Genomic DNA, 22,531 nt, shown 5'->3' on the forward strand with positions numbered 1-22,531 from the left:
GCACCAAATGTGTGCACGGTGCGGCCATTGCACCGCAATGGTGCGCCGCGTTCAGCGTCCATCCGGGTGCACGCCGTGTGAAATCAACCACTTGTGCGCTGCAAAAAGTTGGCACGGGGTTTGCTCTATCCACACAGGCAATCACCCATCTGAGGTTTCACCGATGTCCGTGGAAAACGTTGAGAAGCTGATCAAGGACAACCAGATCGAGTTCATCGACCTGCGTTTTGTCGACATGCGCGGTGTGGAACAGCACGTCACCTTCCCGGTCAGCATCGTGGAACCGTCGCTGTTCGAAGAAGGCAAGATGTTCGACGGCAGCTCCATCGCCGGCTGGAAGGGCATCAATGAGTCCGACATGGTCCTGCTGCCGGACCCGGCAAGCGCTTACGTCGACCCGTTCTACCAGCACCCGACCCTGGTGATCAGCTGCGACATCCTCGACCCGGCCACCATGCAGCCGTACGGCCGCTGCCCGCGCGGCATCGCCAAGCGCGCCGAGGCCTACCTGAAGTCCTCCGGCATTGCCGAACAGGCCTTCTTCGGCCCGGAGCCGGAGTTCTTCATCTTCGACTCCGTCCAGTTCGCCAACGACATGGGCAACACCTTCTTCAAGATCTCCTCCGAAGAAGCCGCCTGGAGCACCGGCGACAAGTTCGACGGCGCCAACAGCGGTTACCGTCCGGCCGTCAAGGGCGGCTACTTCCCGGTGCCGCCGACCGATTCGCTGCACGACCTGCGCGCTGAAATGTGCAAGACGCTGGAACAGGTCGGCATCGAAGTCGAAGTGCAGCACCACGAAGTGGCCACCGCCGGCCAGTGCGAAATCGGCACCAAGTTCAGCACCCTGGTGCAGAAGGCCGACGAACTGCTGCGCATGAAGCACGTCATCAAGAACGTCGCCCACCGCAACGGCAAGACCGCCACCTTCATGCCCAAGCCGATCGTCGGCGACAACGGCAGCGGCATGCACGTGCACCAGTCGCTGTCCAAGGGCGGCACCAACCTGTTCTCCGGTGATGGCTACGGCGGCCTGAGCCAGATGGCGCTGTGGTACATCGGCGGCATCTTCAAGCACGCCAAGGCCATCAACGCCTTCGCCAACTCGGGCACCAACAGCTACAAGCGCCTAGTGCCGGGCTTCGAAGCCCCGGTCATGCTGGCCTACTCGGCCCGCAACCGTTCGGCCTCGTGCCGCATTCCGTGGGTGTCCAACCCGAAGGCGCGCCGCATTGAAATGCGCTTCCCCGATCCGATCCAGTCCGGCTACCTGACCTTCACCGTGCTGATGATGGCCGGCCTGGACGGCATCAAGAACCAGATCGACCCGGGCGCACCGAGCGACAAGGACCTGTACGACCTGCCGCCGGAAGAAGAGAAGCTGATTCCGCAGGTGTGCTCCAGCCTGGACCAGGCCCTGGAAGCGCTGGACAAGGACCGCGAGTTCCTCAAGGCCGGCGGCGTGATGACCGACGACTTCATCGATGGCTACATCGCGCTGAAGATGCAGGAAGTGACCCGCTTCCGCGCCGCCACGCACCCGCTCGAATACCAGATGTACTACGCCAACTGAGCAACAGGTGGCGATGCCGAAGGACTTCCCTCCCACCTTCGTCATCGCCACCGCTTCACCGAAGCGCTGTGGCTGGGGAGCCGCACCGCATCTGCTTCATGCAACACCAGGGGCAAGAGAGACCGGACGCGCAGCATGGGCCCTTCCTCCCTCCCGCGTCACCGGCGTGGTCCATGCAACGTTCGGCGCAACAACCGGTGGCCATGTGCAAGTGGCCGCCGGTTGACCTGACATCGGCCTGCACTGCAGGCCGGTTCCATCCACCATCGGGACATGCGCATGAAACTGATCTCCGCCATCATCCGGCCGTTCAAGCTCGACGAGGTCCGCGAGGCCCTCTCCGATGCGGGCGTGTCGGGCATCACCGTGACTGAAGTAAAAGGCTTCGGTCGCCAGAAGGGCCACACCGAGTTGTATCGCGGCGCCGAATACGTCGTGGATTTCCTGCCCAAGATCAAGATCGAAACCGTGGTCACCGACGAACGCCTGGACGCGGTGGTTGAAGCGATCCAGAACGCGGCCGGTACCGGCAAGATCGGCGACGGCAAGATCTTCGTCACCGCCGTTGAACAGGTCATCCGCATCCGCACCGGCGAATTCGGCGCGGACGCGCTCTAACCCCACTCGGAGCCCACAATGAAGACTTCCTTGTTCACCGGGTGGCAAGCCCGGTTCCACGCCGTGTGCCTGCTGATGCTGTTCAGCGCACTCGCCGTCGGCGCGTTCTCCGGTACCGCACACGCCCAGGCCCAGGTCAGCCCGGCACCGTCGGAAACGGTGGCCGTTGAACCGCTGCCCACCGCAGAAGCCGCCACGCCGGCCGCCACCGTTGCCGAAGCAGAGGCCGCGCCCACCTACGACCGTGGCGATGTGGCGTGGATGCTCACCTCCACCCTGCTGGTGCTGTTGATGGTGGTGCCGGGCCTTGCGCTGTTCTACGGCGGCCTGGTCCGCTCCAAGAACGTACTTTCCGTGCTCAGCCAGATCCTGGTGGTGTTCTCGCTGGTGCTGATGCTGTGGGTGGCCTACGGCTACAGCGCGGTGTTCAGCGAAGGCAACCAGTTCTTCGGCTCGTTCACCCAGTTCGCCTTCCTCAAGGGCTTCACCCCGGATTCGGTCGGCAACACCCCGATCAAGGGCCTGCCCGATTACCTGTTCGTCGCCTTCCAGTCCACCTTCGCCGGCATCACCACCGCGCTGATCGTCGGTGCGTTCGCCGAACGCATCAAGTTCAAGGCGGTGCTGCTGTTCTCGGCGCTGTGGTTCACCCTGAGCTACATCCCGATAGCCCACATCGTGTGGGGCGGCGGTTACCTGGGCGCGATGGGCGCGATCGACTTCGCCGGTGGCACGGTGGTGCACATCAACGCGGGCGTGGCCGGCCTGGTCGCCGCGTACTTCGTCGGCAAGCGCATCGGCTACGGCCAGACCGCCCTGAAGCCGCACAACGTGCCGTTCACCTACATCGGCGCGATGCTGCTGTGGGTGGGCTGGTTCGGCTTCAACGCCGGTTCCGCCGCCGCCGCCGATACCGTGGCCTCGCTGGCCTTCATCAACACCATCCTCGCCACCGCCGCTGCGGTGCTGGGCTGGACCCTGGTGGAAGCGGTCAGCAAGGGCAAGCCGTCCGCGCTGGGTGCTGCCTCCGGTGCCGTTGCCGGCCTGGTCGGCATCACCCCGGCCTGCGGCACCGTCGGCCCGTTGGGTGCGATCGTGATCGGCCTGGTCACCGGTGTGGTCTGCGTGTGGGGCGTCACCGGTCTCAAGCGCCTGCTCAAGGTCGATGACACCGCCGACGTGTTCGGCGTGCATGGCGTGGGCGGCATCGTCGGCGCGCTGCTCACCGGTGTGTTCAGCGCGCAGTCGCTGGGCGGCACCAAGGCCGACCTCGATATCGGCCACCAGGTGTGGGTGCAGCTGGTCAGTGTCGGCTTCACCATCGTCTGGTGCGCCGTCGTCACCGTGGCGATCCTGCTGGTGGTGCGCCTGGTGTTCGGCCTGCGCGTGACCGAGGAAGCCGAGCGCACCGGCCTGGATGTCACCTCGCATGGCGAGTCCGCGTACGAGGTCTGATCGAGTTCACGTTTTTTTCGGGGCTTTACTCTTGCTGTAGACGACGTTGCACATTGACGTCACTGCCGGCGGCCTTCGGACCGCCGGCTTTTTTATGTCAGCAGCCCACCCGGGCGAAGTCTCACTTTCACCGGCAGTGAGTACTTTTCCTACTATCGAAAGAGAAATTCCGGAGCTGTTTCGAACTGCGCTATTCGTTTAAAGTTCCGCGCCCGCAGGCCGTTCTCTGGTCGGTAGGCCCGGATTTTTCTGCCAAGGAAGCGTGTGAAGGTGAGACAGGGACGTATCGAACGCAGCCGTGGGCTGCGCTGGCGGCTGGCTGTGGCTGTGGCCATTGCCTGCCTGCCTGCCGCGGTGGGGGCACAGGTGGCCGGGCCGTCGGACCAGGAACTGCTGCGCCAGCAGGAACGTGAGCGTGTACTGCGCGAGCAGCAGGAAACCACGCCCGACGTGCGCCTGCAGGCAGCACCGGAAGAAGCGGTGGGCCGCCTGCCCGCCGACGAATCGCCGTGCTTCACCATCCACCATATCGCGCTGGAAGGTGACCTTGCCGACCGCTTCCAGTGGGCGCTGAAGGCCGCCGACCCGCGCCGCGACCGCGCCACCGGCCGCTGCCTCGGCACCGCCGGCGTGGACATCGTGATGAAGCGCGTGCAGAACGCGATCATCGCGCGCGGCTACGTCACCACGCGCATCCTGGCCGCTCCGCAGGACCTGAAGACCGGCACCCTGACCCTGACCGTGGTGCCCGGGCGCATCCACGCGGTCCGTTTCGCCAGCGACGAAGGTCGCACGCCAGCACTGTGGAATGCGCTGTCGGTGGGTCCCGGCGACCTGCTCAACCTCCGCGACATCGAACAGGCCCTGGAGAACCTGCAGCGCGTGCCAACGGCCAGCGTCGACATCCAGATCGCCCCGCCGCAGGACACCACGCAGGCGCGCCCCGGCGAAAGCGACCTGGTCATCAGCTGGGCCCAGCGCGCCCCGGTGCGTGTCAGCGTGACCCTGGACGATGCTGGCAGCCAGTCCACCGGCAAGCTGCAGGCTGGCGCCACGCTGTCGTTGGACAACCTGGCCGGGCTCAGCGACCTGTTCTACATCAACGCGGGCAAGTCGGTGTTCAATGGCAGTGAGCGCGGCACCGACAGCTGGGCCGCCCACTACAGCGTGCCCATGGGCTGGTGGCTGCTGGGCGCCAACGCCAGCGAGTACGACTACCAGCAGACCGTGGCCGGCGCCTACGAGACCTACGAATACAGCGGCTCCAGCCGCAACGCCGAACTGCGCCTGACCCGCATGCTGTTCCGCAACGCGCACGCGAAGACCAGCATGTATGGGCGCGGCTGGTACCGCGATTCCAACAACTACATCGACGACACCGAGATCCTGGTCCAGCGCCGGCGCATGGGCGGTTGGGAGCTGGGGCTGGCCCATCGCCACTTCCTCGGCAAGGCCACGCTGGATGCGAACCTGGCCTACCGCCGTGGCACCGGCGCGTTCGATGCGCTGCACGCCCCGGAAGAAGGCTTCGGCGAAGGCACCGCGCGCGGCAAGGTGGTCACCGCCGACGCGCAGCTCACCGTGCCCATGCAGTGGGGCAGGCAGGCGCTGCGCTACACCGGCAGCTGGCGCGCGCAGTGGAACCGTTCGCGGCTGGTGCCGCAGGACCGCTTCTCCATTGGCGGGCGCTACACCGTGCGTGGTTTCGATGGCGAAGTGTCGCTCACCGGCGAACGCGGCTGGCTGCTGCGCAACGAGCTGGCGTTCGCGCTGGGCGGCGGAGTTGAAAGCTACGTCGCCGTCGACCACGGCCAGGTCAGTGGCCCCTCCACCGAATGGCTGCTGGGCGACCGCCTCACCGGCATGGCGCTGGGCCTGCGCGGTGGCAGCCGCCACCTGCAATGGGAAGGTTTCATCGGCAGCCCGTTGAAGAAGCCCGATGGCTTCCAGACCGCGTACACCACCTTTGGCATGAACCTCGGCGTGTCGTTCTGACGCCAGCTGCACGGCCGCGCGCGCCCGTCCGGCGCGCGCACCCCACACCGCATTGAAAGGAAGCAACGCCGTGAATCGAGTCTACCGTCTGGTCTTCAACCGCACGCTGGGTGTCATGCAGGTCGCCTCCGAGCTGGTCACGGCACCGCGCGGGGGCTGCGATGCACGCGGCGGCAACACGATGGCCACGCTGCGGCCGGTCAGCTTCGCGTTGTGGCTGGCACTGGGCTGGGTAGGCGTGGTGCAGCCGCTGTCGGCGCAGCAGTCGCCCAACGCCGGGCGCATCATCGCCGACCCGAACGCACCGGCCGACCAGCGGCCCACCGTGGTCGGCTCGGCCAACGGCACCCCGCAGGTCAACATCAGCACGCCCAGCGCAGCGGGTGTCTCGCGCAACCAGTACCAGCAGTTCGATGTCGGCGCCCAGGGCGCGATCCTCAACAACTCCCGCGTCGATACCCAGACCCAGATCGGCGGCTGGGTACAGGCCAACCCGTGGCTGGCCACCGGCACCGCGCGCGTCATCCTCAACGAGGTCAACGGCAGCAACCCCAGCCAGCTCAACGGCTACATCGAAGTGGCAGGCGCCCGCGCGCAGGTGGTCATCGCCAACCCGGCCGGCATCCAGGTCGATGGCGCCGGCTTCCTCAACGCCAGCCGGGTCACCCTGACCACCGGCACGCCGATCGTCAGCAACGGCGCGCTGGAAGGCTACCGCGTTGCCGGGGGCGCCATCCGCATCGCCGGTGCGGGCCTGGATGCCAGTCGCACCGACTACACCGACATCATCACCCGCTCGCTGCAGGTCAATGCCGGCATCTGGGCCAACCAGCTGCAGGCGAGCCTGGGCAACAACGTGGTCAGCGCCGACCACACCGCAGTGACAAAGCAGGGCGGTGACAGTGGCACCCCGGCCTTCGCGCTCGACGTTGGCGCACTCGGTGGCATGTACGCCAACCGCATCTGGCTGGTCGGCAACGAACAGGGCGTGGGCATGCGCAACGCCGGCAGGATCGGCGCGCAGGCCGGCGAGCTGGTGGTCACCGCAGACGGGCGCCTGGAAAACACTGGCGCGCTGCATGCCCAGCAGGACACCCGGATCAACGCCGCCGGCGGCGTGGCCAATGCCGGCACGCTCAGCGCCGAGCGCGAACTGCGTGTGGATACCCCCGCCGATATCGACAACAGCGGCGGCACGCTCAACGCACGCCGGCTCGAACTCAATGCCGATGCGCTGCGCAACCGCGCCGGCAGCATCGAACAGGTCGGCGCGCAGGCGCTGCAGTTGAAGGGCACCGATGTAAGCAACTTGCAGGGCCGGATCGGCACGGTGGCCAACACCGCGCCGGGCGAAGGCAGCGCTGGCGGAAACACCGGCGGCACGCAGCAGCCGGGAACCGGCACCACGCCCGGCACCGGCACGCCCACCCCGGGGCAGGGCGGCAGCACCCCCACGCCGGTGCCCAGCGCACCGCTGGCCGCAGGCGTACTCAACATTACCCGCACGCTGGACAACGACGGCGGCGCCATCGATGCCACCGGCGTGCTGCAGTTGGCAGCCAGCAACAGCCTGGACAACAGTGGCGGCACGCTCGGCGTGGACACCCTGAAGGTGCAGGGCCAGACGCTGCGCAACGTGGGTGGCACGCTGGACGTGCAGGGCGCCACCAGCGCCCGCGTGAACATCCTGGACAACAGCGGCGGCCGCCTCACGCTGGCCCAGGGCGCGGAGCTGCATGCGCAGACCCTGCTCAACCGTGGCGGCTCCTTGGCGCACGGTGGCACCGCCGCCAACGCATGGTCCGTCGGCAGGCTCGACAACACCGATGGCAGCATTGCCAGCAACGCGGCCAGCTTCGGCCTGGGGATCGGCACCCTGGTCAACACGCGTGGCAGCATCAGCCATGCCGGCAGCAGCGGCCTGCGCGTGCGCGCCGACCGCCTGGATGGCCTGGACGGCGCGATCGCCACCGCCGGTGACCTCGTCCTGCAACTGGGCACCGCCGATCACCGCGGCGCAGACCTCATTGCCAACCAGATCAGCCTGACCGCCGCATCGTTCGACAACCGCGGCGGCAACGTCCTCGCCACCGGCCAGCAGGCCAGCACCCTCACGGTGCAGGGTACGCTCGACAACAGCGACGGCGGCACCCTGGCCAGCAACGGCAACCTGCAGATCAGCGCGGCACTGCTGGGCAATGCTGCCGGCACCGTGCAGCAGGCAGGCACCGGCAGCCTGCGCATCGACGCCGCCAACGTGCAGGGGCAGGGCGGCAGCGTGCTCAGCAATGGCAGCCTGCTGCTGCAGGGCACCACCACCAACCTGCGCGACGGCACCACGGCCGCGCAACGGATCGACATCCGTACCGGCGACCTGGTCACCGCCGGCGGCTCGCTCACCTCGGCCAGCACCGATGTGCTGCATCTGCAGGTCGGCCGCACCCTCGACAACACCGGCGGCCTGCTCGGCAGCAACGGCGCGCTGGCCATCGACAGCACCACCCTGGTCAACAACGGCGGCAAGCTGATCGCCGCCGGTACCGACGCCAGTACCCTGCGCGCCGCAGGCCTGCTGCAGAACAAGGGCGGCACGCTGTCCAGCAATGGTGACCTGCACATTGATGCCAATGGCCTGCTCAACGCGGGCGGCAGCATCGACCACGCCGGCAGCGGCACGCTGCAGATTTCCGCCGGCACCGTGCAGGGCGGCGAAGGCAGCATCGCCAGCAACGGCCTGCTGCAGCTGCGGGCGCAGGCGCTGGACCTGCACAAGGGCAGCACCCGTGGCCAACAAGTGGACATCCGCGCCGGCGCGCTGGACAACAGCGGCGGCAGCCTGCTGTCGTTGGGCACGCAGGACATGCAGCTGCGCGTCAGCGGCAGCCTGGCCAATGATGGTGGCACGATCAGCGCCAACGGCGCACAGCGGATCAACGCGGGTGCGCTGAGCAACCGCAGTGGCGCGCTGAACTCGGCCGGCACCGCCGACAGCCTCATCACCGTTGCCGGCACCTTTGACAACAGCAAGGGCAGCCTGGCCAGCAACGCAGCGGCCCTGCAGCTGCAGGCCGGCGCCCTGGTCAATGCCGGCGGCGCGGTCAGCCATGCCGGCACCGGTGGGCTGTCGATCGATACCGGCCGCATGGACGGTCAAGACGGCCGCATCGGTACCGCCGGCACCGCCACGCTCAACGCGGGCGTGGTCGACCACCGCGGCGCCTCACTGGCGGCCGCGCAGCTCGATCTCACCGCACAATCGCTCGACAACCGCGGCGGCAGCATCGTCGCCACTGGAACGGGGGCCAACACGCTGCAGGTCACCGATACGCTGGATAACGGCGACGGCGGTACGCTGGCCAGCAACGGTGATCTGGCCATTACCGCGCAGACCCTGGGCAACGCCGGTGGCACGATCCAGCAGGCTGGCAACGGCACGCTCGCCATCGATGTAGACACCCTGGCCGGCAAGGCCGGCACCGTGCTCAGCAACGGTGCCCTGGTGCTGCAGGGCGACACCCTGGACCTCAGCAACGGCACCACCTCCGCGCAGCAGATCCAGATCGACAGCGAGCGTCTGATCACCGTCGGCGGCCAGCTCAGCGCGCTGGGCAACGGCGTGCTGCAGGTGCAGGCGCGTACCCAGCTGGACAACAGCGGCGGCACCTTCGGCAGCAACGGCGCGCTCAACATCGTCGCCGGCAGCCTCATCAATGACCATGGCAAGCTGATCGCCGCCGGCGAAGCGACCTCGCAGATCCGGGTGGCCAACTCACTGGACAACCGCAGCGGGGCGATTTCCGGCAACGGCAGCCTGCACATCGACGCCGCGCTGCTGCGCAACGCCGGCGGCACCCTGGTGGCCAGCGACACCCTGCAGCTGCAGGGCGAAGAACTCGACCTGCGCGATGGTGCAGCGGGCGCCACCACCATCACCCTGCAGGCCGGCAGCCTGGACAACAGCGGCGGCACGCTGAGCGCCACCGGCAGCAGCGACATGCTGCTGAACGTGCGCGACCGCTTGGGCAACGACGGCGGTACCATCGCCGCCAACGGCGCCCAGCGCATCGACGCGGGCACGCTGTCCAACCGCGATGGCACGCTGAGCTCGGCCGGCAACGCCAACAGCCACGTCACCGTCGGCGGCGAACTGGACAACAGCAAGGGTGTGATCGCCAGCAATGCCGCCGCGCTGGCAGTGAGCGCCGGCCACCTGGTCAACGTCGAAGGCACCCTCAACCACGCCGGTGCCCAGGGCCTGACGCTGACCACCGGCCAGCTCGATGGCCGCGAGGGCACCCTGGTCACCGCTGGCGACCTCACGCTGACTGCAACGGCGGTGGACCACCGGGGTGCAACCTTGCAGGCCGCCCAGATCGGGCTTGACGCGCAGTCCCTCGACAACCGCGGTGGCAAGCTGGTGGCTACCGGTACGGGCGCCAACCGCCTTACCGTTGCCGACGGGCTGGACAACGGCGACGAGGGCGTCGTCGCCACCAATGGCGACCTCGTCATCAACGCAGCGGTGTTCGGCAATGCCAATGGCACCGTGCAGCAGGCCGGCACGGGCCTGCTCGATATCACGGCGGGTACCCTCAATGGCGCCGGCGGCACGCTGGTCAGCAACGGCAGCCTTGCCGTGCGGGGCGACACCATCGATCTGCGCGATGGCACCACCTCCGCCCAGCGCATCCGCATCGACGCCGATAGCCTGACCACCGCCGGCGGTACGCTCACTGCCACCAGCAGCGATGCCCTCGTGCTGCATGCGCGCGGCGAACTGGACAACACCGGCGGCAACATCGCCGGCAATGGCGCGCTGGACCTGCGCGCCGGCACGCTGCGCAACACCGCCGGTACCGTGCAGGCCGCCGGCACCGCCGCCAGCCAGCTCAGCATCGACCAGGCGCTGCACAACCGGGACGGCAAAATCCTGACCACCGGCGACCTCACGCTTGCCGCGGCCACGGTAGACAACCAGGGCGGCACCCTGCACAGCGCTGCAGACCTGCGCGTGGGCGTGGACGGCCTGCTGGACAACAGCAACGCCGGCCTGATCGCCAGTGGTGGTGATGCCAGCCTGAGCGCAGACACGCTGGACAACCGCAGCGGCAGCATCGAACAGGCCGGCGAGGGCCAGCTGCAGATCGACGTGCAGGCCCTGCAGGGTGCGGGTGGCCGCATCGTGAGCAACGGCGCATTGACCCTGGAAGGCGACGCGCTGGACATCAGCGGCGGCACCACGGCCGCACGCGATGTCCACGTCACCGCCGGCAGCCTCAACAACGCCGGCGGCACGCTCAGCGCCACCGGCGAGCAGGCCATGGTGGTGCAGGTGCGCGATACGCTCGGCAACGATGGCGGCACCATCGCCGCCAATGGCGCACAGCAGCTCAGCGCCGGTACGCTCTCCAACGTCGGCGGCACGCTCAGCTCGGCTGGCAGCGCCGACACCCGCATCGAGGTTGCCGGCCAGTTCGACAACAGCCGCGGCACCGTGGCCAGCAATGCCAACGCCCTGCAGTTGCAGGCCGGCAGCCTGGTCAATGCAGCCGGCCGCATCAGCCACGCAGGGCAGGGCGGGCTGACCCTGCAGACCGGCAGCCTGCAGGGCCAGCAGGGCACCATCGCCACTGCCGGGGCGTTGACCCTGACTGCAGACCAGGTCGACCATCGCGGCGCCACGCTCAGTGCCAGCCAGCTGGACATCGTGGCGGCCGGTCTCGACAACCGGGGCGGCACCGTGGTCGCCACCGGCACCGGCGCCAACACGCTCACCTTGCTCGGCAGTCTGGATAACGGCGACGGCGGCACCCTGGCCAGCAACGGCGACCTGCAGATCAACGCCTCCACCTTCGGAAATGCCGGCGGCACCGTGCAGCAGGCCGGTACCGGCACGCTGGCGATCGACGCAGCTGTCCTCAATGGCCAGGACGGCACGCTGGTCAGCAATGGCGCGCTGGAGCTGCGTGGCGAGACCACCGACCTGCGCGATGGCACCACCTCTGCGCAGCGCATCCGCATCGACACCGGCAACCTGACTACGGCCGGCGGCAACCTTGTCGCCACCGGCAGCGGCCCGCTTGCACTCAACGTGCGCAACCAGCTGGACAACTCCGGCGGCACCGTGGCCAGCAACGGCACGCTGGAGCTGCACGCGTCCAACGTCATCAACAACCAGGGCACGCTCCAGGCAGCCGGCACCGGCAGCAACCAGCTGCAGGTCGGCCAGACACTGGAAAACCGCGGCGGGCGCATCCTCGCCAGCGGCGCCACCGTCATCACCGCGACCACCGTGGACAACCGCGGCGGCAGCGTGCAGAGCGGCGGCGCGCTGACCGTGGGCGTGGACGGCGTGCTGGACAACAGCGGCCAGGGCGCCATCGCCAGCGCCGACGATGCGCAGCTGCGCGCCACAACGCTCGACAACCAGGCCGGCAGCATCGAACACGCCGGCGACGGCACGCTCGACATCGACGTAACCGCACTGAAAGGTGCGGGCGGCCGCATCGTCGGCAACGGCGCGCTGCTGTTGCAGGGCGACACACTCGACCTCACCGGTGCCACCACTGGTGCCCGCCAGGTAACGGTAGCGGCCGGCAGCCTCGACAACAGCCGCGGCACCCTCACCGCCACCGGCGAGCAGGCAATGACCCTGCAGGTGGCCGGGGTGCTGGGCAACAACGGCGGCACCATTGCCGCCAACGGCGCGCAGCAGATCAGCGCGGGCGCGCTGTCCAATGTCGGCGGCACCCTGAGCGCCGCAGGAACCGGCGCCACCCGCATCGATGTGCAGGGCACGTTCGACAACAGCCGTGGCACCGTCGCCAGCAATGGCAACCAGCTGCACATCGAGGCCGCGCGGCTGGTCAACGAGGCCGGTACCGTCAGCCACGGCGGCACCGAATCGCTGACCGTGCAGGCCGGTCAGCTGGACGGCGCGCAGGGCACCCTGGTCAGTGCCGGCGGGCTCGTGCTGGAAGCCGGCGCGGTGGACCACCGCGGTGCCACCCTCAACGCCACGCAGTTCAGCATCGACGCAACGAGCTTCAACAATCAGGGCGGCATCGTGCTGGCCACCGGCGACCAGGCCAGCCACCTGCAGGTGGCCGGCACCCTCGACAACGGTAACGGCGGCACGCTGGCGAGCAACGGCGCACTGAGCATCGGCGCTGCCGTGCTCGGCAACGCCGGCGGCACCGTGCAGCAGGCGGGCAGCGGCGCACTGGCGATCACCGCGCACACCCTTAATGGCCAGGGCGGCAAGCTGCTCAGCAACGGCAGCCTGCAGCTGGTGGGCGAAACGACGGATCTGCGCAATGGCACCACGGCCGCGCAGCAGATCAACATCCAGACCGGCACCCTGACCACGGCCGGCGGCACGCTTACCGCAACCGGCACCGGCGTGCTGGCCCTGGACGTGCGCGGCCGGCTGGACAACACCGCAGGCACCGTGGCCGGCAACGGCACGCTGGACCTGCGCGCCGCGCAACTGCTCAACAACCAGGGCACGGTCCAGGCCGCAGGGAGTGGCAGCAACCAGCTGGCCATCACCGGCGCGCTGGAAAACCGCGCAGGCCGCATTCTCACCAGCGGTGCCGCCACCGTTACTGCCGCCAGCGTGGACAACCGCGCCGGCATCCTGCACAGCGACGGCAGCTCACCGTTGGCCGTCACCGTCGATGGCCTGCTCGACAACAGCGCGCAGGGCGTGATCTCGGCCGGCGGCGCTGCCGTGGTCAACGCGCAATCGCTCGACAACACCGCCGGTACGCTCGCTGCCGGTGGCGCGCTCCAGCTCGATACCGCCGCGCAGCTAAGCAACGCTGCTGGCCTGATCCAGGCGGGTACCGCCCTGCAGCTCAACGCCAACGGGATGGACAACCAGGCCGGCCGGGTCATTGCCGGCAGCGTGGACCTCAACACGCGTGGCCTGGCGCTCGACAACCGCGCCGGCACCGTGGCCAGCCTGACCGGTGGCACCCAACTACGCACCGGCATGCTGGACAACACGGGTGGCCTGCTGCAGTCCGCGGGCAACCTGCGTATCGATACCGCCGGCCAGGCACTGGTCAACGCCTATTCCAACGGCAACGGCATCAACAGCGGTGGCACGCTGGAGATCCTGAGCGGCAGCATCGACAACCGCGCCGGCGCCCTGTTCGGTGCCGGCCCCATCAGCATCAACACCGGCTCCGTCGACAACAGCGGCGGCTCACTGCAAGGGGCAACCGACCTGACCCTGCGCGCGCAGTCGTTGAACAATGTCGGCGGTGCGATCAGCGTGGGCCGTAATGCGGACATCCACCTGCCCGGCGTACTCGACAACCGCAGCGGTCTGGTTGCCGCCGGTGGCACGCTGACCCTGCAGGCGGCCAGTGTCGACAACCGCAACACCCTCAGCGCACCCAACGGCCCCGCCCTCGGCCTGCAGGGCAAGCACGTGCAGCTCACCACCGGCAGCCTGGACAACCAGCAGGGCCAGGTACTTGGCGACAGCCTGGTGCTGCAGGTCAGCGGCCTGCTCAACAACACCGGCGGCCAAGTGTCCGCCTCGGATACCGCCGACATCCGCGCCGACGCCATCGCCAATGCCGGCGGTTCGCTGGTGGCCGGCAACAACCAGATCATCCGCACGCGCGAAATCACCGGCGACGGCAAGCTGCTCTCGCAGGGCGACATGACCCTGGAACTGGGCCAGAGCCACACCAACACCGGCGAGCTCGCCGCCAACGGCACGCTGACCCTGTCCATCCAGGGCAACCTGGACAACCTGGGCAAGCTGCAGGGCGCCGGGGTCAACATCAGCGCCGGCAACATCCATAACGCCGCCACCGGCGAGATCAGCAGCGTAGGCCTGACCCGGCTGGTGGCCAATGGCGAGCTGGTCAACCGCGGCCTGCTGGACGGGCGTACCACCCATATTGATGCCGGCACGCTCACCAACATCGGCAGCGGCCGCATCTACGGCGACCGCATCGCCATCAACGCCGGCACGCTCAACAACGCAGCGGAGAACGTCGGCGGCGCGCAGCGCTCGGCCACCATCGCCGCACGCCAGCGCCTGGACCTTGGCGTGGGCGTGCTGACCAACAGCGGCCAGAGCCTGATCTTCAGCGATGGCGATGCCTTCATCGGTGGTGGCTTGAACGGCCTGGATGCCGGCGGCACCGCGCAGCGCGTCGACAACATCAGCTCCACGATTGAAATTGCCGGCAACCTGGGCATCAACGCGCTGGCGGTGAACAACATCCGCGAAAACGTGGTGATCCAGCAGCAGACCACCGTGCATGACACCGTGCGGCTGAACCAGCCGGGCTGGTTCAAGAACGAGAAGAACACCGGCAGCCTGCGCGAAACCTCCAATTTCCAGCCGTACGAGGTGTACTACCTCAACCCGGACGACATCCTGGAGGACTCGGGCTACATCACGCCCGATGGCCAGCAGATCCGCAGGGCTGTGGTCAAGATGACCGCCAATACCAGTGCGTACTACTACGCGCGCGGCGGGCTGTACGGCGCGCGCGCCGAACGCGCGCGCCTGGACGTGCAGGACGGCACTGTGGTCATCTACTACGTGCTCCGCGACGACAACCGAAACAATCCGGACCAGCTCGGGGCCGGTGCCGAGGATCCGTTCCGCGATCTTTCCAAGAGCCAGCCGGGCAGCCCTGCCCTGCACTACGAATCGGACACCCTGGCCTACAGCAACGACTACGGCACCTGTACCACTACCTGTGTGCAGCTGATCACGTATCCGGACTACGACAATCCGGAGGCGATGCTGATCAACATGCAGCGCCACCCGGAAAACCTCAGTGGCAACGAAAAATACCGCGAGGCCACCCGCACCACGGTGGAAGACGTCGTGGTGTCGGCCGGTGCCGATGCGGTGATCAACGCCGGCGGCAACATGCGCATCACCACCAACGCGCTGCGCAACGAGTACGCCAGCATCGCGGCCGGTGGCGACCTGCGCATAGAGGACCTGAACGGTCAGCTGTCCTCGGCGACCAACACCGCTGCAAAGCTCTATCGCACGCATACCTTCAGCAACCGCTCGGTCACCTACGGCGGGCCCGGCACCAACTGGAACGCGGCGCCGATCTCGGAACTGATCGGGGTGCTCGGCGCCGGCATCACCGCCGGCGGCAAGCTCAGTATCGATGTAGGCAACCTGCGCAACGAGAACACCGGCCGCGATGCACCCAACGTGCGCGACGGCGACAGCATGGCCAACCTCAACACCGGCGGCCCGGGCAGCAGCTCGGTCGGTCCCGGTGCGGGCAGCGTGCAGGGCCCGGGGCACAGCAGCGGACAGGGCGCCAGCACTGTTACCGCCCAAGCGCCCAGCGCAGCCTCGGCCGCGCAGGGCCAGAACGGCAACGCGGTCAACGGGCCGGGGCAGGCCGGCGGCCAGCGGGCCGACGCTACCCACGCACAGGGGCCGTCTGCCGCTGGCAGCGCGCAGGGCTCGACCGGCAACGGGCTGAGCGGCGCCGAGCGTGCGAACGGCCAGCTGGCCGATGCGGCGGGCGGCCAAGGACCGGGCCAGGTCGGCTCGGCCGGGCCGGGCAACGGTGCCGTTCAGGGCATCAGCGCCGCTCTGGCGGGCCAAGCCACCGCATCCGGCTTGGCGGCCGCGCAGACCGGCAACCACGCCGGCACTGGCGCCAACGCCGCGCTGGACCGCAAGCAGGCCGTGGCCGCCGCCGGCAATGACCCGCACCTGGTGGTGACCACCGCACCGAATGCCAGCGCCCCCAGCGCCAGCCTGTTCAATGTCGATGCCAACCGGGGCAGCTACCTGGTCGAAACCGATCCCAAGTTCGCCAACTACCGTAGCTGGCTCAGTTCGGACTACCTGCTGCAGCGCGCCGGCTACGAACCCTCGCAGACCCAGAAGCGGCTGGGCGATGGCTTCTACGAACAGAAGCTGGTGCGCGAACAGATCGGCGAGCTCACCGGCCGCCGCTTCCTCGATGGCTATGCCAGCGATGAAGACCAGTACCGCGCGCTGCTCGAAGCCGGCGCCACGGTGGCCGGCGCATGGGGCCTGCGCCCCGGCGTAGCCCTCACCGCCGAGCAGATGGCACGGCTCACCAGCGACATCGTGTGGCTGGTCGAACAGGACGTGACCCTGGCCGACGGCTCGGTGGCGCGCGCGTTGGTGCCGCAGGTGTACCTGCGGGTGATGCCGGGCGACCTGGACAGCAACGGCGCGCTGCTGGCCGGTGCCGACGTGGACATCAAGCTGCGCGGCGACCTGGTCAGCAACGGCGCCATCGCCGGCCGCCAGCTGGTCAGCATCGACGCCGGCAACATCCGCAATGTGGGGGGTGGGCAGATCAGCGGCCAGCAGGTCGGCCTGAGCGCCATCGGCGACATCGACATCATCGGCAGCACCGTGACCGCCACCGATGCCATCGCCCTGAAGGCAGGCGGCAACATCACCGTGGCCTCCACCACCCGCGAATGGCGCGATGACGGCGACCTGCTGGTGCAGCAGACCACCACGCTGGACCGCGTGGCCGGCCTGTACGTGACCAACAAGGACGGCGCCGGCGTGCTCAGCGTCAACGCAGGCGGCAATGTGGAGCTGCGCGCCGCGCAGCTGGCCAACGCCGGTACCGACGGCCTCACCGCCATCGTCGCCGGCGGCGACCTCAACCTGACCGCCGTGACCGAAAAGAGCGCCGTTGCGCTCACCCACGACGCGCGCAACTTCACCAGCCAGAGCCAGCTCACCAACATCGGCACCGCCATCACCGGTGCAGGCGATGTGGTGCTGCAGGCCGGCAACGACCTGAACCTGGCCGCGGCCAAGGTCTCGGCCGCCAACGCGCTGGTGGCGCAGGCAGGGCGCGACATCAACAGCGTTGCCGTGGTCGATTCGCAGGCCTTCGACAGCAGTGCCAAGAGCAAAAACCATTCGCGTGAAGTCAGCGCCGCCGATGCCTACGTGCCGGGCAACCAGCTCAGCGGCGGCGAAGGCGTCGCCCTGCAGGCCGGGCGGGACCTCACCCTGCAGGCCACCACGGTGGACAGCAGCGACGGCGGCGTGATCCTGTCCGCCGGCCGCGACGTGGCCCTGACCACCGCGCAGGAGACTCACGAACTGGTGGTGGACGAGACCACCCGCAAGAAGAAGACGCTCTCCAGCACCACCACCACCACCCACGACCAGAGCTCGGCCAGCTACGCCATCGGCACCAGCGTGGGCGGCAAGACCGTGGACATCGTGGCCGGCAACAACGTGGGCATCAGCGGTTCCACCGTGCTGGCCGACAACGACCTGCGCATTGCCGCCGCCAACAACGTCACCATCGAATCGGCGCAGGACACCTTCAGCGAGGCGCACAGCTTCAGCCAGAAGAAGTCCGGCATCACCGGCGGCCTGGCCAATGGCGTCGCCTCGGTGGGCTACAGCAGCGCCCGCAGCAACACCGAAAGCGCCAGCCAGTCCACCACCCAGGTGGGCTCGGCAGTGGGTTCAATGAACGGCAACGTGCAGGTCAGCGCAGGCAACCAGCTCACCATCGCCGCTTCCGATGTGGCCGCCGGGCAGGACCTGACCTTGGTCGGCAAGGACATCAACCTCATCGCCCGCCAGGATACGCAGGACACGCAGAGCGGCGAATCCAGCAAGTCCAGCGGCTTCTCGATGGGCATCACCTACGATCCCACCAAGGCTTACCGCAGTGCCCGCGATTCCACCACCGACGGCATGGCCGACAGTGGCTCCATCATGGGCGACATCACCCGCAATGCCGAAGGCACCGCTTCCGGCGTGCGCGCGGCCACCACCTCCACCGTGATCACCGGGGGCAGCCAGCGTTCCAGCGGCAACCAGTCCCACGCCACAAGTGACGCACGCGTGTCCCAGCTGAGTGCGGGCGGCGACCTTACGCTGATTGCCAATGGCGGCTCGATCACCAGCCAGGGCGCGCAGATGTCGGCCGAGGGCGACGCGCTGTTGCTGGCGACGAAGAACATCGTGTTCGACGTGGCCCACAACACCGAATCCAGCACCAGCCAGAGCAGTGGCAAGGGCTGGGGCTTCGCCAACAACACCAGCGGCCTGCCGTTCGGCACCAACAACTCGCGCAGCGAAGGAAGCGGACAGAGCGACACCATCACCGGCACCCAGCTCTCCGCTGGCGGTGGGGTGCGCATGGCCACCACCGAAGGCGACATCACCCTGACCGCGGCCAACATCGCGGCCGAGAAGGATGCGACCATCCGCGCCGCCGGCAACCTGACCCTGCAAAGCGGCCAGGACACGGTGAGCAACGCCAACACCGCCGACAGCAAGGCCATCGGCACGGTGCAGATCTCCGACACGGAGAAATTCGCCGGCTGGCACCGCCAGCAGCACGACGACGACAGCGGCATGGTCTCGCAGGTGGCCAGCACCGTGGGCAGCCTGGGCGGCAACGTGAACCTGGGCGCGGGCGGCAAGTACACCCAGATCGCCAGCAACGTGGTGGCCGCGCAGGATGTGAACATCACTGCGGCGGAGATCGAACTACTCACTGCCAACGAGACCGGCTACAACTCGCAGAGCGACAAGGACCTGAAGATCGGCGTGTTCGCGCGGATCAAGTCGCCCTTCATTGACCTGATCAACAACGTGGATTCGGCGCGTCAGTCCGATGGGCGGCTGCAGGCGATGCAGGGCATGGCGGCCGGTGCCAATGCGTACCAAGCCGGTAGTGCCATTGTCAGCGCCACCAAGGGTGCCGGCAGCGGTGCGCTGTTCAGCGCCGAAGCCGGCATCGGCTTCAAGTCCTCCAGCAGCAGTGCCGATGGCAGCAGCACCGTATCGCGCGGGTCCACCATCCAGGGCGGTGGCAACGTCAACCTGACCAGCACCAGCGGCGACATCCACGTGGTGCAGGGCAACCTCAACGCCGGCAACACGCTGGCGCTGGATTCGGCCGGAGACATCCTGCTGGAAGCAGGCAAGGCGCACCTTCAGGACAAGAGCAAGAGCAACAACGCGGGCGCCGAAGTGGGCGTGGGCGTATCAGTCGGCGCGCAGACCGGCGTGTACGTGTATGCCGAAGCCAGCGTGGGCAGCAGCAAGTCCAACTCCGACAGCAGCACCTGGCAGAACACCACGCTCACCGGCCAGAACATCTCGCTGAAGGCAGAAGGTGACACCACCCTGCGTGGTGCCACCGCAACCGCAGACCGCATCGACGTGAAGACCGGCGGCACGCTCACCATCGAATCGCTGCAGGATGTTGCCGAGAGCATGTCCAAGGACAGCCAGGTGGGCGGGCGCGTGCAGGTGTCGGTCGGCACCGCCTGGGATGCCAGCGGCTATGCCAGTGCGGGCAAAGCCAACGGCAGCTACAAGGGCGTTGGCCAGCAGTCCGGGCTGTTCGCGGGCGATGGCGGTTACCACGTCGACGCCGGACACGTGAACCTGGTGGGCGGCGCCATTGCCAGCACCAATGCCGCCAACAGCGAGCTGACCGCCCAGAGCTTGACCTTCACCGACCTCAAGAACGAGATGGACTACCGCGCCAGCTCGGCAAGCATCAGCGGTGGGTTTGGAAACAAGGGCACCGGCGAAGGCGCCGACAAGAATGCCGCCGGTCAGTTGAAGGACATCGGCACCAACGTGGCCGGTGGCAAGTTTGGCAGCGCGGACGGCACCAACTTCAGTGGTGGCGTGCCGATGACCAGCAGCGGCAGCGACAGCTCCACGACCTACGCAACCCTGACCGAGGGCAACATCACCATCGGTGGAAGGAAGGTCACGGCTGCAGAGCTGGGCGTCAATACGGATGCCAGCAAGGCGCACGAGGCGATCAACGCGCTGCCCGACCTGCAGAAGCTGATGCAGGAGCAGCAGGCGATGTCGTCGGCTGCCGGCACCGTCGTGGCGACCAGCAAGCAGATTGCGGGGGACGTCTTTGCATACAAGAGCAAGACGGCGCAGCAGGAGTTCGAGAAGAGCCTTGCAAGCCGTGACCCTGAGGAATGGGCCAGGTACGACGCGCTAGACCAGAAGGGCAAAGACGCCTATCTGACTAAGCACAGTACCGCCTACTACGATGCCAAAGACTGGGGAACAGGCGGTAAATACAGCCGCGCCATTGATGCTGTGACCACGGCCATCGTAGGTGGCGTAGCGGGCCAGGCTGGGACCCAAGTGGCAGCGAATGCACTGGCACCTTACGCAGCAAACTTCATTGGGACCCAGTTTGACCCGAACCATGGAAGCAACCCGGATGCGACACTGCAGCTGATCTCCCACGCGGTGCTAGGTGCACTACTCGCTGAAGCCAACGGCAGCTCGGCAGGTAACGGTGCAGTTGCTGCGGTTGGTGGTGAGTTGGCGGCCAAGTACCTCACTGACATCCTCTCCAGCGGGAACCCTGAAAAGCTGGACGAGCAGCAGAAGCAAGCGATTCTCGCGTTGTCCCAAGCGATCGGCGCGCTGGCGGGTGGCATGGGGTCAGAAGGTCTTGCGGGCGCTGCCTTGGGGGCCAACCTTGCGCAAAACGCTGTCAAGAACAACTACCTCAGTCATCCTGAGCGCATGGAGTACCTTGATGCGTTGCTGAGCTGCTCTGAAACCGGCACGAACTGTGACCTTCGGGACAGCTACGAAGCACTCTCGGCAGAGAGAGACAAGGCGCTGATCATGGCGTGCCAGGTTGCGGGTTCCACATTGTGCACGGAGCAGCGCTCACTCCTTCAAGATGCTTATGGCTCACACACGTGGTCGGCGTATGGCACCGAGTATCAGGATTGGCTCGACAAGAACGGAGATCGCCTCATTGCGGCCAGCGAGAAAACTGGCAGCGGCTTCGATCTCGCTGTTGTCAGTCTTCATGCATCGACGGAAGACGTCCAACTGAAGCTCTACTGCTCGTTGGTAGGAGAGTGTGGGTCGAATACGTCGACACTACTTCGAGCCGCCGGCTACAACGCAGAGGCCGAATGGCTCGACAAGAAGAACTTCGTTGTAGGCGCAGCTGGCTTCGCAGAAGGTTTCTGGGATCGCGGGATCGATTCCGTCAAGGGGCTTGCAAGCCTCTCCCCGATTGGCCAGTTGATGAACATGGGGAACACGTTCGCTGATGGTCAGAAGGCTTGGGCTGACGTTAGTGCGAATGGCTACTGGGCGACCGTGGGTACACGTGGCGGCGCTGCGCTCGATAGCCTCTCGAAGTCGATCAACGCTTACATGGAGGAGTCCGCCGCCGCTGCTTACTACTTCTCTGGCGGACGGAACAACTGGAGCTTTACCAACCTTGAAGGTGTGGCGCAGTTCTCGGGCAAGCTTACGTTTGACGTGGGATCCCTGGTCGTCGGCCCGGAGACGCTTCTGCTGAAAGAGGGGGCGGCGCTTTCAAAGGCGGAGGCTGCCCTCGCCCGCGAAAGGTTGCTGGATCCAAAGCCAAGCCTTCTCAACCCGCAGAACGCCTTTGAGACCATAGACAACTTCCGACGGCTCAAGGGCGGAATGTCTGAGCTTGGAGACTCAATTCCCATGATCGGTGATGGCATGGGTACCGTCGCAGTAGTGGAGGTCAACGGAAACAAGGTCTTCGGCGTGAACTCCTCCGCGCTTGTAAATGATGTCGACAAGAACTTAGGACGAAAATGGCGCGATCTGATCGGGTTCACTCGTGGCCAGGATCAGGTAGTCTTCCATGCGGAAGCTCACTCATTGATGAGGGCCTTTGAAAAGTCCTCTGGGCAGCTTCCCTCCGAACTGACGATGTATGTGGACAGAAAGACCTGCGGCAACTGCCGTGAGTACCTTCCACAAATGATGCATGAAATGAAGGTTGATACGCTTCACATCGTTATGAAGGATGGCAATACAATTACGTTGAACTCCCGCATGCGTCCCCCTAGTGAGTAAGG

5 protein-coding genes are annotated in these 22,531 nt (G+C 67.1%); all 5 read left to right on the forward strand.

What is annotated here, in order from left to right; translation table 11 throughout:
• The first annotated feature begins 163 nt into the window (after nt 1-163).
• The 5 genes from glnA to NMB40_RS18925 all read left to right on the forward strand — a co-directional run bounded on the left by glnA (nt 164) and on the right by NMB40_RS18925 (nt 22,529).
• The gene (glnA, locus tag NMB40_RS18905) at nt 164-1,573 is read left to right on the forward strand and encodes a type I glutamate--ammonia ligase (RefSeq protein ID WP_068848239.1); all 1,410 of its coding nucleotides are present in this window, start codon (nt 164-166) and stop codon (nt 1,571-1,573) included.
• Between the two features lie 279 nt (nt 1,574-1,852).
• On the forward strand, nt 1,853-2,191 hold the full coding sequence (locus NMB40_RS18910; protein WP_282247837.1) for a P-II family nitrogen regulator: 339 nt from the start codon (nt 1,853-1,855) through the stop codon (nt 2,189-2,191).
• Nucleotides 2,192-2,209: 18 nt separating this feature from the next.
• The gene (locus tag NMB40_RS18915; protein WP_494359445.1) at nt 2,210-3,646 is read left to right on the forward strand and encodes an ammonium transporter; all 1,437 of its coding nucleotides are present in this window, start codon (nt 2,210-2,212) and stop codon (nt 3,644-3,646) included.
• A 270-nt stretch (nt 3,647-3,916) separates the two neighbouring features.
• Nucleotides 3,917-5,641, forward strand: a complete 1,725-nt coding sequence (locus tag NMB40_RS18920; RefSeq protein WP_494359446.1) for a ShlB/FhaC/HecB family hemolysin secretion/activation protein — start codon at nt 3,917-3,919, stop codon at nt 5,639-5,641.
• A 70-nt stretch (nt 5,642-5,711) separates the two neighbouring features.
• The gene (locus NMB40_RS18925) at nt 5,712-22,529 is read left to right on the forward strand and encodes a hemagglutinin repeat-containing protein (RefSeq protein WP_494359447.1); all 16,818 of its coding nucleotides are present in this window, start codon (nt 5,712-5,714) and stop codon (nt 22,527-22,529) included.
• Nucleotides 22,530-22,531 lie beyond the last annotated feature (2 nt).

The organism is Stenotrophomonas sp. FBCC-B152 (genome assembly GCF_059134105.1).